Annotated in this window: 13 protein-coding genes and 1 pseudogene; 4 read left to right on the plus strand and 10 right to left on the minus strand. The window is 61.4% G+C overall.

Annotation, left to right across the window (positions count from 1 at the left end; all coding sequences use genetic code 11):
- Positions 1 to 256: 256 nt before the first annotated feature.
- Positions 257 to 583, minus strand: a complete 327-nt coding sequence (trxA, locus tag QY76_RS02360; RefSeq protein WP_012846980.1) for a thioredoxin TrxA — start codon at positions 581 to 583, stop codon at positions 257 to 259.
- Positions 584 to 728: 145 nt separating this feature from the next.
- Here trxA and rhlB point away from each other — a divergent pair, with 145 nt between their 5' ends.
- Entirely contained in the window at positions 729 to 2,018 is a 1,290-nt protein-coding gene (rhlB, locus tag QY76_RS02365; protein ID WP_045426505.1) for an ATP-dependent RNA helicase RhlB, read from the plus strand.
- 5 nt (positions 2,019 to 2,023) lie between these two features.
- Positions 2,024 to 3,526: a guanosine-5'-triphosphate,3'-diphosphate diphosphatase gene (gene gppA, locus QY76_RS02370; RefSeq protein ID WP_034164522.1), complete on the plus strand. Its 1,503-nt coding sequence runs from the start codon at positions 2,024 to 2,026 to the stop codon at positions 3,524 to 3,526.
- A 70-nt stretch (positions 3,527 to 3,596) separates the two neighbouring features.
- Here gppA and rep read toward each other — a convergent pair whose 3' ends face one another.
- Positions 3,597 to 5,624, minus strand: a complete 2,028-nt coding sequence (gene rep, locus QY76_RS02375; RefSeq protein WP_034164590.1) for a DNA helicase Rep — start codon at positions 5,622 to 5,624, stop codon at positions 3,597 to 3,599.
- 213 nt (positions 5,625 to 5,837) lie between these two features.
- On the opposite strand from rep, the gene ppiC reads away from it, so the two are divergent.
- Positions 5,838 to 6,119 (plus strand): peptidylprolyl isomerase PpiC, encoded by a 282-nt coding sequence (gene ppiC / locus QY76_RS02380; protein WP_045426508.1) that lies wholly within the window; start codon positions 5,838 to 5,840, stop codon positions 6,117 to 6,119.
- Here the strand turns inward: ppiC and ilvC are convergent.
- A complete protein-coding gene (gene ilvC, locus QY76_RS02385; protein WP_034164520.1) occupies positions 6,116 to 7,594 on the minus strand; it encodes a ketol-acid reductoisomerase in 1,479 nt (492 codons plus the stop codon). The genes ppiC and ilvC overlap by 4 nt on opposite strands.
- Positions 7,595 to 7,792: 198 nt before the next feature.
- Between ilvC and ilvY the strand changes: the two genes are divergently transcribed.
- Positions 7,793 to 8,689 (plus strand): HTH-type transcriptional activator IlvY, encoded by an 897-nt coding sequence (gene ilvY / locus QY76_RS02390; protein WP_034164519.1) that lies wholly within the window; start codon positions 7,793 to 7,795, stop codon positions 8,687 to 8,689.
- A gap of 3 nt (positions 8,690 to 8,692) precedes the next feature.
- Here ilvY and ilvA read toward each other — a convergent pair whose 3' ends face one another.
- The 7 genes and pseudogenes from ilvA to QY76_RS02420 all read right to left on the minus strand — a co-directional run bounded on the left by ilvA (position 8,693) and on the right by QY76_RS02420 (position 16,708).
- Positions 8,693 to 10,237 carry a threonine ammonia-lyase, biosynthetic gene (ilvA, locus tag QY76_RS02395; protein WP_045426511.1) on the minus strand — a complete coding sequence of 515 codons (1,545 nt, stop codon included), beginning with the start codon at positions 10,235 to 10,237 and terminating at the stop codon, positions 8,693 to 8,695.
- A 2-nt stretch (positions 10,238 to 10,239) separates the two neighbouring features.
- The gene (gene ilvD, locus QY76_RS02400) at positions 10,240 to 12,090 is read right to left on the minus strand and encodes a dihydroxy-acid dehydratase (protein WP_034164517.1); all 1,851 of its coding nucleotides are present in this window, start codon (positions 12,088 to 12,090) and stop codon (positions 10,240 to 10,242) included.
- A 101-nt stretch (positions 12,091 to 12,191) separates the two neighbouring features.
- On the minus strand, positions 12,192 to 13,121 hold the full coding sequence (locus QY76_RS02405; RefSeq protein ID WP_045426514.1) for a branched-chain amino acid transaminase: 930 nt from the start codon (positions 13,119 to 13,121) through the stop codon (positions 12,192 to 12,194).
- Between the two features lie 52 nt (positions 13,122 to 13,173).
- A complete protein-coding gene (ilvM, locus tag QY76_RS02410) occupies positions 13,174 to 13,464 on the minus strand; it encodes an acetolactate synthase 2 small subunit (RefSeq protein ID WP_034164515.1) in 291 nt (96 codons plus the stop codon).
- Entirely contained in the window at positions 13,461 to 15,110 is a 1,650-nt protein-coding gene (gene ilvG, locus QY76_RS02415; protein ID WP_034164514.1) for an acetolactate synthase 2 catalytic subunit, read from the minus strand. Before ilvG ends, ilvM begins: the two co-directional genes overlap by 4 nt.
- 137 nt (positions 15,111 to 15,247) lie before the next feature.
- Positions 15,248 to 15,346, minus strand: coding sequence for an ilv operon leader peptide (gene ilvL, locus QY76_RS17530; protein ID WP_071818493.1), 99 nt, complete (start codon positions 15,344 to 15,346; stop codon positions 15,248 to 15,250).
- 127 nt (positions 15,347 to 15,473) lie between these two features.
- Positions 15,474 to 16,708, minus strand: a pseudogene (locus QY76_RS02420) (MFS transporter).
- Between the last annotated feature and the right edge of the window lie 201 nt (positions 16,709 to 16,909).

The raw sequence follows: 16,909 nt of genomic DNA on the forward strand, positions 1-16,909 counted from the left end.
CTATGTTTTAACTTGCTGATCCATGCTTCATCCCGGTGACAAAGCCACATACAACAGGAAGAACGCTGGCGATACAGAGGTTTCAAACAGAGTAAAACTTAGATTCTAACTTTTGACTCAAACCAGATGATTCAAACTACAGGTAAGCACTGACTTAGGCAGCTTGGTTAAACTTAACACGCTTATGAGCGGACGTCTAGCGGTCAACAGCAAGAATCCGTTAACCGCCGGACGCCGTCACAAATGGCGGGCAACCTTACAGGTTGGCATCCAGAAACTCTTTCAACTGAGTCTTGGACAGCGCGCCCACTTTGGTGGCCGCAACCGCGCCGTTCTTGAACAGCAGCAGCGTCGGAATACCACGGATACCGTACTTCGGCGCAGTAGCCGGGTTTTCGTCGATATTCAGCTTAGCAATGGTCAGCTTCCCTGCATACTCGGCTGCGATTTCGTCCAGGATCGGAGCAATCATCTTGCACGGACCGCACCATTCAGCCCAGAAATCAACCAGGATCGGGCCTTCAGCCTTCAGCACGTCAGCCTCGAAGCCACTGTCGCTCAGGTGAACAATTTTATCGCTCATGTTCTACTCCACAGGATTAAGTCTGCCTTGTTGGTTATAGTAATAGCCTACTTCCCCCAACAAAGGGTTGACTTTATTTCATCGGATACGCTTTCGTAAAGCAATACTTTCGTGAAGATACGGTTAACTGTTATTCTACGCCATTATGAGCAAAACACACTTGACTGAACAGAAGTTTGCCGACTTCGCCCTGCACCCAATGGTGATAAAAGCCCTTGAATCAAAAGGGTTTCACAGCTGCACTCCCATTCAGGCACTGGCATTGCCCCTGGCGATCGCCGGGCGTGACGTTGCGGGACAGGCGCAAACCGGCACCGGCAAGACGCTAGCATTTTTAGCGTCTACTTTTCATTATCTACTGACTCATCCGGCCATTGCCGAGCGCAAAACCAATCAGCCGCGCGCGCTGATTATGGCGCCGACACGTGAGCTGGCCGTCCAGATCCACTCCGATGCCGAGCCTCTGGCCCAAGAAACCGGCCTGCGCCTGGGCCTGGCCTACGGCGGCGATGGCTATGACAAGCAGCTCCGGGTCTTAGAGCAGGGTGTTGATATTCTGATCGGCACCACCGGACGCCTGATCGACTATACCAAGCAGGGTCACGTTGACCTCGGCGCCATTCAGGTCGTGGTACTCGACGAAGCCGATCGCATGTTCGATCTGGGCTTTATCAAAGACATTCGCTGGCTGTTCCGCCGTATGCCGCCGACCGCCCAGCGTCTCAACATGCTGTTTTCCGCCACCCTCTCTTATCGCGTGCGTGAACTGGCGTTCGAGCATATGAACAACGCCGAGTATGTCGAGGTTGAGCCGGAGCAAAAAACCGGACACCGGATCCAGGAAGAGCTGTTCTACCCCTCCAACGAAGAGAAAATGCGCCTGCTGCAGACGCTGCTGGAAGAGGAGTGGCCGGATCGCTGCATCATTTTCGCCAACACCAAGCACCGCTGCGAGGACATCTGGGGGCACCTGGCCGCCGATGGCCACCGCGTCGGTCTGCTGACCGGGGACGTACCGCAGAAAAAACGCCTGCGCATCCTGGAAGATTTCACCAAGGGGCACATCGATATTCTGGTCGCCACCGACGTCGCCGCGCGCGGCCTGCATATCCCGGCGGTCACCCATGTGTTTAACTATGACCTGCCCGACGACTGTGAAGACTACGTACACCGCATCGGCCGTACCGGTCGTGCCGGCGCCAGCGGCAACTCCATCAGCCTCGCCTGTGAAGAGTATGTGCTGAACCTGCCGGCTATCGAAAGCTATATCGGCCATTCGATTCCGGTCAGCAAATACAACGGCGATGCCCTGCTCAAGGATCTGCCGGCCCCCAAACGCCTGAGCCGTAGCCGTAACGGCGCCGGCGCACGCCGTCCGGGATCGCCGCGCCGCGGCAGCGGCGCACCGCGCCCTAACCGTAAACGCTCAGGTTAATCAGCATGGGCAAGAGCGCCGCGTTGTATGCCGCCATCGATTTAGGCTCTAACAGCTTCCACATGCTGGTGGTGCGCGAGATGGCCGGCGGTATCCAGACGCTGGCGCGGATCAAGCGCAAGGTGCGTCTGGCCGCCGGTCTGGACGCTGACAATATTCTGTCTCCGGATGCGATGCAGCGTGGCTGGCAATGCCTGCGCCTCTTCGCTGAGCGCCTGCAGGATATTCCCATCGACCACATCCGGGTCGTTGCGACGGCGACGCTACGCATCGCCCGGAACGCCGACGCGTTTATCGAGCGAGCGCAGGAGATCCTCGGGCGTCCGGTACGCATCATCAGCGGTGAAGAGGAAGCCCGCCTGATTTATCAGGGGGTTGCCCACACAACCGGCGGCGCCCGCCAGCGGCTGGTGGTCGACATCGGCGGCGGCAGTACCGAGCTAGCCTGCGGCGAAGGCGCCAAGGCCGACGTTCTATTCAGCCTACAGATGGGCTGCGTCACGTGGCTGGAGCGCTACTTCAGCGACCGTCACCTGACACAGGCCAACTTTGCCCGTGCCGGCGATGCCGCGCATGCGATGATAGCCCCGGTGCGCGACACGCTGCTACGCCATGGCTGGCAGGCCTGCGTCGGCGCATCCGGTACCGTGCAGGCTCTGCAGGAGATCATGGTCGCCCAGGGGATGGACGAACGTATCACCCTGGATAAGCTGTGTCAGCTGCGCGATCGCGCCATTGAGTGCGGTAAGCTTGAAGAGCTGGAGATCGATGGACTGACCCTGGAGCGCGCTCTGGTGTTCCCCAGCGGCCTGGCCATTCTGATCGCCCTGTTTGAGGCGCTGCATATCGACAGTATGACCCTCTCCGGCGGCGCGCTGCGCGAGGGGCTGGTCTATGGCATGCTGGCGCTGCCGGTGGGCTGCGATGTCCGAACTCGGACGCTGCACAACATTCAGCGGCGCTTTTTAATCGATGAAGGGCAGGCCGAGCGGGTCTGGCATCTGGCCGACAGTCTGGCCCGGCAGCTAACCCCCCCGTGGCCGCTGGACAGCTGCGCCCATACGCTGCTGCACGCGGCCTGCCTGCTCCATGAGCTGGGGCTGAGCGTCGATGTGCGTCAGGCGCCGCAGCACGCCGCCTATCTGGTTCGCCATCTGGATCTGCCCGGCTTCACGCCGGCGCAGAAAAAGCTGTTGGCGACCCTACTGGCTAACCAGAGCGGTCCGCTCAATCTGGCGCTGTTTGGCCAGCAGAACGCCGTTCCGCTACGCACCGCCCAGCGACTGTGTCGTCTGCTGCGCCTGGCGATCATTTTCGCCAGTCAACGCCACGACGGCGCGCTGCCGTCGCTGCTGACGCAGGTCGGCGAGGAGGACGCCCTGCGCCTGATCCTGCCGACGGGCTGGCTCGCCGCTCACCCGCTGCGCGCCGAAAGCCTGCAGCAAGAGAGCCTCTGGCAGGGCTACGCCCACTGGCCGCTGCAGATCGTCGAAGCGACGTCGGCGTAATGTCGGATCCCACGCCGCGCGGGACGCTCGTCGGGCGCCCCGCGCGCGTTTTCTTTCGCGCGTATTTCCCTTAGTCCTGCGGCGATTTCGCCCGCGCCAGCTGCGCCTTCAGATTGGCCAGGTGGGACTGTCCTCGCTGCATGCGCTCCTGTGGGCTGACCACCTTACGGGCGCTCTCCCAGCTCAGATCGTCCTGCGGCAGCTCCAGCAGAAAACGGCTGGGCTCCGGACGCACCTGCTCACCGTACTGGCGGCGCTCGCGGCACAGGGTAAACACCAACTCTTTCTGGGCCCGGGTAATGCCGACGTAGGCCAGGCGCCGCTCCTCATCGACGTTGTCCTCATCGATGCTGCTCTGATGCGGCAGCAGCCCCTCCTCCATGCCGACCAGATACACGTAGGGGAACTCCAGCCCCTTAGAGGCATGTAGGGTCATCAGCTGTACCTGATCGGCCTCCTCCTCAGACTCTCCCCGCTCCATCATGTCGCGCAGCGTAAAGCGATTCACCACCTGCGTCAGGGTCATCGGCTCATCCAGATCGCTACCCTGCAGCATGTCGGTCATCCAGCCGAACAGCTGATTGACGTTCTTCATGCGCATCTCCGCCGCGCGCGGACTGGCCGACGTTTCAAACAGCCAGCTCTCATAGTCGATGCCGTGGATCAGATCGCGTACCGCCGCCGTTGCGTCGCGCTCACACAGCTGGGACAGCTCATCCATCCAGCGGGTAAAATGCTGCAGCGACGCCAGACCGCGGCCGCTCAGTGTCTGCTCCAGCCCCACGTCAAAGCTGGCGCGAAACAGGCTGATGCCGCGCTGATTCGCCCACGCCCCAAGCTTTTGTAGGGTCGAGGGGCCTATCTCTCGCCGCGGCGTATTGACGATACGTAAAAAGGCGCTGTCATCATCTGGGTTGGTCAACACCCGCAGATAGGAGAGCAGATCTTTGATCTCCGCGCGGGAAAAGAAAGAGGTTCCGCCCGAAATCTTGTACGGAATGCGGTTTTGCATCAGCATTTTTTCGAACACCCGCGACTGGTGATTGCCACGGTAGAGGATCGCATAGTCGCTGTAGGCAGTTTTGTGAATAAAGTGATGGGCGATCAGTTCACCGACCACGCGCTCCGCCTCATGATCCTCATTGTTAGCCGTGATCACCTTGAGCGGCTCACCGTAGCCCAGCTCAGAAAACAGGCGTTTTTCAAAGACGTGTGGGTTATTGGCGATCAGGATATTGGCCGCCTTAAGAATGCGCTGCGAAGAGCGGTAGTTCTGCTCCAGCTTGATCACCTGCAGCGCCGGAAAGTCCTCTTTCAGCAGTACCAGATTCTGCGGGCGCGCGCCGCGCCAGGAGTAGATGGACTGATCGTCGTCGCCCACCACGGTAAAGCGAGCGCGGCTGCCGACCAGCAGCTTCACCAGCTCATACTGGCTGGTGTTGGTATCCTGATACTCATCGACCAGCAGGTAACGGATGCGCTGTTGCCAGCGCTCGCGCACCTCCGGGTCACGGCGCAGCAGCAGCGTCGGCAGCAGGATCAGATCGTCAAAATCCAGTACATTGCAGGACTTGAGCTGGGTGTCATACAGGCCATAGCAGTCGGCGAACAGCCGATCCCGCGCTGAACGCGCCTGCGCCGCCGCCTGGGCGGGATCGATCAGATCGTTCTTCCAGTTGGAGATAGTCGCGATCAGCTGTTGCAGCTGGGTTTTGTCCTTTTCCAGCCAGCGCTCGGTCAGATCGGTCAGCAAAGCCAGCTGATCCTGATCGTCGAACAGGGAGAAATTGGACTTCATCCCCAGCGCCTTATACTCACGCTTGATGATCTCCAGCCCCAGGGTGTGGAAAGTTGAAATCATCAGCCCACGGGCCTCTTTGCGCCCCAGCGTCTGCGCCACGCGCTCTTTCATCTCGCGCGCGGCCTTATTGGTGAAGGTGACGGCGGCGATGTGGCGCGCCTGATAGCCGCACACGCGGATCAGGTGGGCTATCTTGTTGGTGATCACCCGGGTCTTACCGGAGCCGGCGCCCGCCAGAACCAGACAGGGGCCGGTAACAAATTCGACGGCCTGCTGTTGACCGGGATTTAAGCGCATGACGATATTCCTGCTAATGATGACCCCCGTGGGCGGGAGGCGATTGTAGCAGAAAGCGACGACGGAAAAAAAACCGCGCCGTCGGCGCATTGCCTGCGCTGCGCCGCCGCCGTACACTACGCAGGTTTTCATCACGCCGGTGAGCGGTCGCATACCGTCCGACGCCTGCGCGATCTCTGCGTCACCGCTCTTAATAACCCTAAGGATACCCCCATGGCCCGCCGCGCCGCCGCACTGCACATTCTGGTCGAGAGTCAGGCCGAAGCCGAATCGCTGCTGCAAAAGCTGAAGCGAGGTGCCTCATTTCAAACGCTGGCGCGTCGCCATTCCCGCTGTCCCTCCAAGCGCCAGGGTGGCGACCTGGGGGAGTTTACGAAGGGAAACATGGTGCCCGAGTTTGATCGCGCCGTCTTCAGCGGCCCGCTGCTGACCCCTATCGGCCCGATCAAAACCCGTTTCGGCTACCACATCATTAAGGTGCTGTACCGCAGCTAACCGGCGACGGCCACGCGCTTCATATCGGTCATATAGCCGCGCAGGCGCTCGCCGACCGTCTCAATGGGATGCTGACGGATGGCCTGATTGACCTCGCGCAGCGCGGCGTTATCCACCGCCTCCGCCGGCAGCGGCTGCCCCAGATCTCCCGGCTGCAGAGTCGCCATAAACCCTTGACGCAGCAGCGGAACGGCCGCGTTGGCAAACAGGTAGTTGCCATATTCGGCGGTATCAGAGATAACCACGTTCATCTCATACAGCCGCCGACGTGCGATGGTATTGGCGATCAGCGGAAGCTCATGCAGCGACTCATAGTAGGCGGACTCGGCGACGATGCCGGAGGCGACCATGGTTTCGAAGGCCAGCTCGACCCCGGCCTTCACCATCGCCACCAGCAGCACACCGCGATCAAAATAGGTCTGCTCATCGATCTTGCCCTCAAACGGCGGCGCCTTTTCAAAGGCGCTTTCACCGGTCTCCGCGCGCCAGGTCAGCAGGTGGGCATCGTCCTCGGCCCAGTCCGCCATCATCCCCTGAGAGAAGGTGCCGGAGAGAATGTCATCCATATGCTTGGCAAACAGCGGCGCCATCAGCGTCTTAAGCTGCTCGGCCAGCGCGTAGGCGCGCAGCTTGGCGGGATTGGAGAGGCGATCCATCATCAGGGTGATCCCGCCCTGCTTCAGGGCCTCGGTGATGGTCTCCCAGCCAAACTGGATCAGCTTGCCGGCCCAGGCCGGATCGGCCCCCTCGGCGACCAGACGCTCATAGCACAGCAGTGAGCCGGTCTGCAGCATCCCACACAGAATGGTCTGCTCGCCCATCAGGTCAGACTTTACCTCCGCCACAAACGATGACTCCAGCACCCCGGCGCGATCGCCGCCGGTCGCCGACGCCCACGCCTTGGCAATCGCCATCCCCTCGCCGCGCGGATCGTTTTCCGGGTGTACCGCGATCAGGGTCGGCACGCCAAAGCCGCGCTTATACTCCTCGCGCACTTCGGTGCCGGGGCACTTGGGAGCAACCATCACTACGGTGATGTCCGGACGGATCTGCTGTCCTACCTCAACAATATTAAAGCCGTGCGAATACCCCAGCGCTGCCCCTTGCTTCATCAGCGGCTGCACCGCGCTGACCACGGCGGCATGCTGTTTGTCCGGCGTCAGGTTGATAACCAGATCGGCCTGTGGGATCAGGGCCTGATAATCCCCGACGCGGAAACCGTGCTCGGTGGCGCGGCGATAGGAGTCGCGCCGTTCGGCGATCGCCTCTGTCCGCAGGGCATAGGCGACGTCCAGCCCCGAGTCGCGCATGTTCAGCCCCTGGTTCAGCCCCTGGGCGCCGCAGCCGACGATCACCACCTGCTTACCGCGCAGGGCATTGGCCCCATCGGTAAACTCCGTTCGCGCCATAAAACGGCACTTGCCCAACTGCGCCAGCTGCTGGCGCAGATTCAGCGTATTAAAATAGTTGCTCATGCTGCACTCCATCCTGTTCAGTGATGTGGCCGTGCTCCCGGCAATATTGCCGGCGACACCCCGTTGTCTGTTACCCTGCCCGTCCGGCGCCTGTCCGGCGGCGATAAATCCATCATAGGCTAGGACGGATGTTGCTTAAATTGATATATTGAGAAGATGTAATTGCGTATTTTGCAACAACTGAGGCGACGCCATACGATGGATATCCGCGATCTGAAGCTGTTTTTACACCTGTCTGAAAGCCGCCATTTTGGCCGTACCGCAGCGGCGGTGCACGTCAGTCCCTCCACGCTATCGCGCCAGATCCAGCGTTTAGAGGAGGAGCTCGGCCAACCGCTGTTGCTACGCGACAACCGCGATGTCCGCCTGACGGCGGCAGGCGAACAGCTGCAGGATTTCGCCCGCCAGACGCTGCTGCACTACCGACAACTGCGCGGCGGGTTGGACAGCTACGGCGCGGCGCTGTGCGGCGAGCTGCACCTGTTCTGCTCCGTAACCGCCGCCTACAGCCATCTACCGCCGATCCTGGACCGTTTTCGCGCCCATCATCCGCAGGTGGATATTCGCCTGACCACCGGCGACGCCGCCGACGCCGTCGGCAAAGTTCAGGGCGGCACGGCGGATCTGGCTATCGCAGGACGACCGCAGTCGCTACCCGCCAGCGTTGAATTCTGCCCAATTGGCGAAATCCCGCTGCGGCTGATCGCCCCGGCTCAGCCCTGCCCGGTACACCGTCAGGCGCAGCGCCCCCGCCCAGACTGGGCGCAGATCCCATTTATTCTGCCGCAGCACGGGCCGGCGCGGCAGCGTATCGATCAGTGGTTTCGCCGCCGCCGTATCCCGGCACCGCGTATTTATGCCACCGTCGCCGGTCATGAAGCCATCGTCTCCATGGTGGCGCTGGGCTGCGGCATCGCCCTGCTGCCCGAGGTAGTGATCGACAACAGCCCGGACAGCGTACGCACCCGCATCGTCACGCTGGACAACGACGTTACCATCGCCCCCTTTGAGCTCGGCGTCTGCGTGCAGCATAAACGCCTGCGCGAGCCGCCGATCACCGCCTTCTGGTCGCTGCTGGCCCACGCGGCGCCTTAAGCGCTATCCCTGCAAAAAGAAGCGAAACGCCGGATTCCCCGTCTCATCGTGACACTCATAGCCCAGCTCCTTGAGACGCGCCTCGAAGCTGGCATCGCTGTCCGGCCGCTCAAACGCCGCCAGCACCCGGCCAAAGTCGGTACCGTGGCTGCGATAGTGAAACAGGGAGATGTTCCAATGGGTGCCCAGGGTATGCAGGAACTTCAGCAGCGCCCCGGGCGCCTCGGGAAACTCAAAGCTATACAGCCGCTCATGCAGCGGCTTACTGGGCCGGCCGCCCACCATATAGCGCACGTGCAGCTTGGCCATCTCATCATCGGAGAGATCCACCACCTGATAGCCGCCGCCGCGCAGCGAGGCGATGATCTCCTCACGCTCGCCACGCCCGCCGGTCAGCCGCACGCCGACAAAAATGCAGGCGCTGTCGGCATCGGCATAGCGGTAGTTAAACTCGGTCACCGAGCGCCCCCCCAGCAGCTGACAAAACGCCAGGAAGCTGCCCTTACGCTCCGGGATGGTCACCGCCAGCAGCGCCTCGCGCTGCTCACCCAGCTCACAGCGCTCGGAGACATAGCGTAGACCGTGGAAGTTCAGATTGGCGCCGGACAACACGTGTGCCAGCCGTTCGCCGCGCAGCGCATGTCGCTGGACATACTGTTTCAACCCGGCCAGCGCCAGCGCACCCGAGGGCTCCGCGACGGCCCGTACATCCTCAAACAGATCCTTGACGGCGGCGCAGATAGCGTCGCTATTCACCGTAATCACATCGTCCAGATAGCGCTGGCACAGGCGGAACGTCTCGTCACCGATGCGTTTGACCGCCACGCCCTCGGCAAACAGACCAACCCGCGGCAGATCTACCGGCTGACCGGCATCCAGCGCCGCGCGCAGGCAGGCGGAGTCCTCGGCCTCCACGCCGATCACCTTGACCTGCGGCATCAGCTGTTTAATCAGTACGGCCACGCCGGCGGCCAGCCCACCGCCGCCCACCGGTACAAAAATACGGTCGAGGTGGGCATCCTGCTGCAACAGCTCCAGCGCCAGGGTTCCCTGACCCGCGATCACCGCCGGATGATCGAAGGGCGGAATAAAGGTCATGCCGGTTTCCTGTGCCATCTGGATGGCATGGGCCTTGGCCTCATCAAAGTTGGCGCCGTGCAGCAGTACCCGGCCACCGAAGCCGCGTACCGCCTCAACCTTGATCTCTGCCGTCGCCCGCGGCATGACAATGGTGGCCGCGATCCCCAGTCGCGACGCCGACAGCGCCACGCCCTGGGCGTGATTTCCCGCCGAGGCGGTGATCACGCCGCAGGCCCGCTGGGCCTCACTCAGCCCGGCGATCATCGCGTAGGCGCCGCGCAGCTTAAAGCTGTGTACCGGCTGGCGATCCTCGCGCTTGACCAGAATATGGTTACCCAGGCGGCCTGAAAGCTTTTCCATCGCCTGCAGCGGCGTGACCTGCGCCGCCTCATACACCGGCGAGCGCAGCACCGCCCGCAGGTATTCCGCGCCGTCCGGCGCCGAAGAGATAAGGGGGTTCGATGCCATCGTTAGCCTCCCAGCTTCGCTCTATCGCGCACCGCGCCACGATCGGCGCTGGTCGCCAGACTGGCATAGGCACGCAGGGCCAGCGAGACCGTACGGCGCCGGTCGCGCGGAGTCCACGCCTGCGCGCCCCGCGCTAGCTCCTGCTGGAGACGCAGCGCCAGCTCGCTTTCGGCAATGGCTAAGCGGATATGGCGCGCCGGGATATCGATCTCGATCGGATCGCCGTCGCGCACCAGCGCAATGGCGCCGCCGCTGGCGGCCTCCGGCGAGACATGCCCGATGGACAGGCCGGAGGTTCCGCCGGAAAAGCGCCCGTCGGTGATCAGAGCGCACTGCTTTCCCAGCCCCATCGACTTGAGGTAGGCGGTAGGATAGAGCATCTCCTGCATTCCCGGCCCTCCCCTGGGCCCTTCATAGCGGATCACCAGCGCGTCGCCGGGGTGGATCCGCCCACCGAGTATCGCCTCGACGGCCTCCTCCTGACTTTCAAACACCCGGGCCAGGCCGCGGAAGATCAGGCTATCGGACTCAACGCCGGCGGTCTTGACGATGCAGCCGTCCTGCGCCAGGTTGCCCGAGAGCACCGCCAGCCCCCCATCCTGACTGTAGGCATGTTCACGCGCGCGGATACAGCCATGCTGCCGATCCCTGTCCAACGCATCCCAGCGGCAGGACTGCGAAAAAGGCACGACGGTACGCAGCCCCGCCGGGCCGGCACTGTACAGAGATGACAGCGCCTCATCGTCGCTGCGCATGATGTCGTAGCTCGCCAGGGTTTCACTCAGGTCCAGTCCCAGAACGTTAACGACGCCCCGATTGAGCAGCCCGGCGCGATCCAGCTCGCCCAGGATCCCCATCACGCCGCCCGCGCGGTGTACGTCCTCCATGTGGTAATCCGGCGTGCTGGGCGCAACCTTGCACAGGTGCGGCACCTGGCGTGACAGGCGATCGATGTCCGTCAGGGTAAAGTCGATCTCCCCCTCCTGCGCCGCGGCCAGCAGATGCAGTACCGTATTGGTCGATCCCCCCATGGCGATATCCAGCGTCATGGCATTCTCAAAGGCCGCCTTGCCGGCGATACTGCGCGGCAGCGCTGACGCATCATCCTGTTCATAGTAGCGGCGGGTCAGAGCGACGATACGCCGCCCCGCCTCTTCGAACAGCGCCCGGCGATCGGCGTGGGTCGCCAGCAGGGAGCCGTTACCCGGCAGCGCCAGCCCCAGCGCCTCGGTCAGGCAGTTCATGGAGTTGGCGGTAAACATCCCGGAGCAGGAGCCGCAGGTTGGGCAGGCGGCACGCTCGATCTGTTCACTCTGCGCATCGCTGACCTGCGGGTTGGCTCCCTGGATCATCGCATCGACCAGATCCAGCTTAATCAGTTGGTCAGACAGCTTGGTCTTCCCAGCTTCCATCGGCCCACCGGAGACGAAGATCGCCGGGATATTCAGGCGCAGCGCCGCCATCATCATCCCAGGCGTGATCTTGTCGCAGTTGGAGATGCAGACCATGGCATCGGCGCAGTGGGCATTGACCATATATTCAACGGAGTCGGCGATAAGCTCCCGCGAGGGGAGCGAATAGAGCATGCCGCCGTGCCCCATGGCGATACCGTCATCCACGGCGATGGTATTAAACTCTTTCGCTACGCCGCCGGCGGCCTCGATCTGCGCGGCGACCAGCTGGCCCAAATCGCGCAGATGCACATGGCCCGGCACAAACTGGGTAAACGAGTTCACCACGGCAATGATCGGCTTGCCGAAATCCGCGTCGGTCATTCCGGTCGCGCGCCACAGCGCGCGGGCACCGGCCATATTACGGCCATGGGTAGTCGTGGCAGAACGATACTTAGGCATGCACAATTCACTCCCTGCGTTACCCGCGCTGCGCGGGAAAATCAATGAACAGGCGCCGCGCTCCCGGCGCCCCATCGGCTCAGCCTACCGGCACGGCAGGCTTACGGATTCACCGGGTCAAGCCAGCCAAAGCGGTCCTCGGTCTGGCCGTTGAACAGGCCAAAAAAGGCCTGCTGCACCCGCTTGGTGATAGGGCCACAGCGGCCAATCCCGACCTGGATACTGTCCACGCTGCGCACCGGCGTGATTTCGGCCGCCGTGCCCGACATGAAAATTTCATCGGCCAGGTACAGCGCCTCGCGTGACAGCACCTGCTCCCGAACCTCCAGCCCCTGCGCCTGTGCCAAGGTGATGATCGCGTCGCGGGTGATCCCCGGCAGGGCGGCGGAGGTAAACGGCGGCGTGAAGATCACCCCGTTTTTCACCATAAACAGGTTTTCACCAGCGCCCTCAGAAACATAGCCGTGGACATCCAGCGCAATGCCCTCCTGATAACCGTGGCGCCGCGCCTCTGATCCCACCAGCAGCGAAGAGAGATAGTTTCCCCCGGCCTTGGCCGCGGTCGGGATGGTGTTGGGCGCGGCCCGGTGCCAGGACGAAACCATGGCATCGATGCCCTGTTCCAGCGCCTCCTCCCCCAGATAGGTCCCCCAGGGGAAGGCGGCGAGGATCACATCCGTGCTATAGCCCGCGGGGGGATTCACGCCCATGCCGACGTCACCGATAAAGACCAGCGGGCGGATATAGGCGCTCGACAGCTGATTCCGACGCAGGGTTTCACGGCAGGCGGCCATCAGCTCGTCAACGCTGTAGGCCAGCGGCATGCGGTAGATACGCGCCGAATCATGCAGGCGCTGCATATGTTCACGGTGGCGGAATACCGCCGGGCCGCGATGGGTTTCGTAGCAACGCACTCCCTCAAAAACCGAGGTGCCGTAGTGCAGGGCGTGAGACATCACGTGTACTCGGGCCTCACCCCAGGGCACCATGTCGCCGTTAAACCAGATATAATCCGCTTTCTTAGTGGTCATTGACTTATTCCTTTTGGCGACCTGCGCCTGATTCAATAACGGGAAAAATCACTCAGCCCAGCGCCTGGCGGCGGGGCAGCATGCGCAGCGATCGCGGGGCGCTGACGTCCACCCGCGCGACGTCTAGCAGCTTACTCAGCTGGGACGACAGCAGCGTGACCGGCCGCGTACTGGCCACCGTCAGCTCAATACTGACGCTATCGCAGTCGCTGTCCTGAGCCATGTTCATCGCGTGGATCTCAAAGCCTCGATGACGCACCACGCGCAGAACCCGCTCCAGGATCTCCGGACGACGGCGTGCCTGAATGGCCAGATGGTGTTGGAATGAAGGACTCTGCATCATGATACGTTCTCCAGCATAGATTCGTTGCCTGCGCCCGGCGGCACCAGCGGCCAGACATTTTCAAATTCGTCGATAGCGACCTGCAGCAGATAAGGGCCCGGGGTGCTAAACAGGGCCTCCAGCGCCTCTGCCACCTGCGCCTTGCGGCTGATGCGCTGCCCCGGGATATCAAACGCCTGCGCCAGGGTTAAAAAATCCGGGTTATCGGAGAGATCGGTTTCGCTGTAGCGGGCGTCAAAGAACAGCTGCTGCCACTGGCGTACCATCCCCAGACGCTGGTTATCCAGCAGCACGATTTTCAGCGGCAGCCTGGCTCGCTTGATGGTGCCCAGCTCCTGAACGTTCATCATGAAAGAGCCGTCGCCGGATACGCAGATCACGCAGTCGTCAGGGCGAGCGACCTGTGCGCCAACCGCGGCCGGGATCCCGAACCCCATGGTCCCCAGCCCGCTGGAGGTAATAAAATCCTGCGGCAGGGAAAATCGCATATGCTGAGCGCTCCACATCTGATGCTGTCCGACATCGGTGGTGACCACCGCCTGCGGCGGCTTACGCTCGGAGAGCTGACGCAAAAACAGCGGCGCATAAATAGCTTCGCCGGGATGGTCATAGCGCCAGGCATGCTGCGCCTTAAGCGCCGCCACCTGCTGCCGCCATGGGGCGATATCCAGCGGCATGGTCAGCGCCGACAGCAGCGGTTTCAGATCGCCGCACAGCAACACGTGCGCCTGACGCAGCTTGCCCAGCTCCGCCGGATCGATATCCAGATGGATCACCTGCGCCTGCGGCGCAAAGGCATCGAGGCGACCGGTAACGCGATCGTCAAAGCGAGCGCCGACGGCGATCAGCAAATCGCACTGCTGAACCGCCAGATTGGCCGCCTTACAGCCGTGCATCCCCAGCATCCCCAGGTAAGTGGGGTGACGATCATCGGCGGCGCCCAGCCCCTTTAGTGTCGCGGCGACCGGTATCCCGCTGCGCGACACCAGCGCGCGCAGCGCCGGCACCGCACCGGCCATCCCTACACCGCCCCCCACGTACAGCACCGGACGCTGCGCCTGCGCCAGCATGGCACGCGCCTGCGCCAACGCCGCTGGCTGGCAGGGTGTCTGCGCCGACGCCACGCTGCACATCGGCGTAGCCAGCGTCCCCTGCGCCAGCTGAATATCTTTGGGAATATCGATCAGCACCGGCCCTGGACGCCCCTGCATCGCAATGGCAAACGCGCGATCCATCACCTCCGGCAGCTCGGCCAGCGAGGTCACCATGAAGCTGTGTTTGGTACAGGCCAGCGACAGACCTAGAACATCCATCTCCTGAAAAGCGTCGGTGCCAATCAGCGCTGAAGCGACCTGTCCGGTAATCGCCACCAGCGGCACCGAATCCATCATGGCATCGGCCAGGCCGGTGATCAGGTTGGTGGCACCGGGGCCAGAGGTGGCGATACAGACGCCAACGCGGCCACTGGCGCGGGCATAGCCAATCGCCGCCATCACCGCGCCCTGCTCGTGCCGGCACAGCAAATGGGCTACACCGCCGTCATACAGCGCATCGTACAGCGGCATAATCGCGCCGCCCGGATAACCGAAAACCTGGTTCACCCCCTGCGCACGTAACGCTTGTACTACCCACTGCGCTCCATTCATAATTAATTCCCCGACCCTGTCCTAGTTTTTAGAATTTTATGCTAATTCAAGCTATCCCTGCCTCCGCCGGCCGCAGCGTAAAAAAAAGCCCCCGGACCGGATGGTGCGGAGGCTCTTTTCTGATTTTGGCTTGATTTCTAAGCCCTTCTTCGTCCAAGTGCAGCCCCGCACGGTGGGATAATAATCACCACCACGCTAATCACGACTAGGCTAATCACTTGGACGAATAGGCTCATAAACAGTGAAATCTGTTGTTTTGACATACGATACTTACAGAGGTATCACAGTTTTTTGCTCGCTGACAACCCTTTTTTTGCGCATGAAGTGCACCATCCCTGGCGTAATATCGAGCAACACATTGAGTTAGCTAATTTTTATAGACTGATGCTGACGTGGCATTTTCTCTGTCATCGATACACCGCGCGTATCGCGGCCAAAGGCGATCAGCGCCGCGATCGTGAGCGCGACGCAGGCCGCAGTGATGGCCATCGCCAGCGCATAATTTTGCCCATGATCGGCGGCGATTGACGCTTGCATCGTTGCGTTCACCGACGCAATCAGATTACCCAGCTGGTAGACAAAGCCCGGCAATACCGCACGGGCATTGGCCGGCACTAGCTCGTTCAGATAGGTCGGGATCACGCCCCAGGCTCCCTGCACCATAAACTGCATCACAAAGGCGCCGACGCCCAGCATCAGCGAGCCGCTGGAAAAGGCCCACAGCGGGATCACCGGAAGCGCCAGCAGCGCCGCCAGCATGATGGCGCGTTTACGACCGATCCGCTCCGACAGGGCGCCGAAGAACACACCCCCAATAATTGACGCAATATTGTAGGTAACGGCAATGATACTGATGATATTTGTCGAGAAACCATGCTGTACCCTAAGAAACGTAGGATAGAGATCCTGAGTGCCGTGGCTAAAGAAATTAAACGCCGCCATCAGCGCGATCAGATAAACGCACAGCTTCCAGTGACGCCTCAGCACCGGCAGCAGCGCGACGCTCTGATGCCGCGCGCGCGCCGCCAGCCAGACCGGTGACTCAGGGACATAAAAATAGATGAAGGGCAGTAAAACGATCGGCACGGCACCAATGATAAACATACCGCGCCAGCCCAGCGCCTGGGCACATAATCCGTAGATCACCGCCGCCAGCAAATAGCCAAACGGGTAGCCCGCCTGAAAAATACCGGACATCAGCCCGCGTGAGCGATCGGGAATGGTTTCCATGGTCAATGATGATGCGACACCCCAAATTCCCCCATCGCAACGCCGTATAGCGCCCGTAGCAGCAGGAAAATCAGCAGCGAGGGCGCCGCGGCGGAGAGCAGCTCAAACAGGGAAAAGAAGATAATATTCAGCATCAAAATGGGGCGGCGCCCATACTTCTCCGCCGCCCGACCAAAAATTAACGCGCCGATCGGGCGTACCGCCAGCGTGAGCAGAATGGCCAGCGTGACCTGCTCCACCCCGACGTGAAACGTACGGGCGATATCGCTAAGTAGGAAGACCAGAATGAAAAAATCGAATGAATCCAGCGTCCAGCTTAAAAAGCTGGCGATAGCAACGTTACGCTGCCGCGCAGACCAACCAAGCATGATATGTTACCTTTGCATAGGGTATAGGGTAAGAAGACTGCCTTTACGCCCTCAGCCTGGATGGTTATCTCTATTGTTGGCAGGACGTCAGCCTTTTGTATAATTTTTGTTAAAATACCCCTAACCTTTCTGCTGGGTAAATCGCCGACGGGTTACATTTGTTGTTAATATGTTAATAATTATTGCATAACCACGGCCTTT

It is taken from the genome of Edwardsiella sp. EA181011 (genome assembly GCF_000800725.1).
In the GTDB taxonomy this organism is placed as follows: Bacteria; Pseudomonadota; Gammaproteobacteria; order Enterobacterales; family Enterobacteriaceae; genus Edwardsiella; species Edwardsiella anguillarum.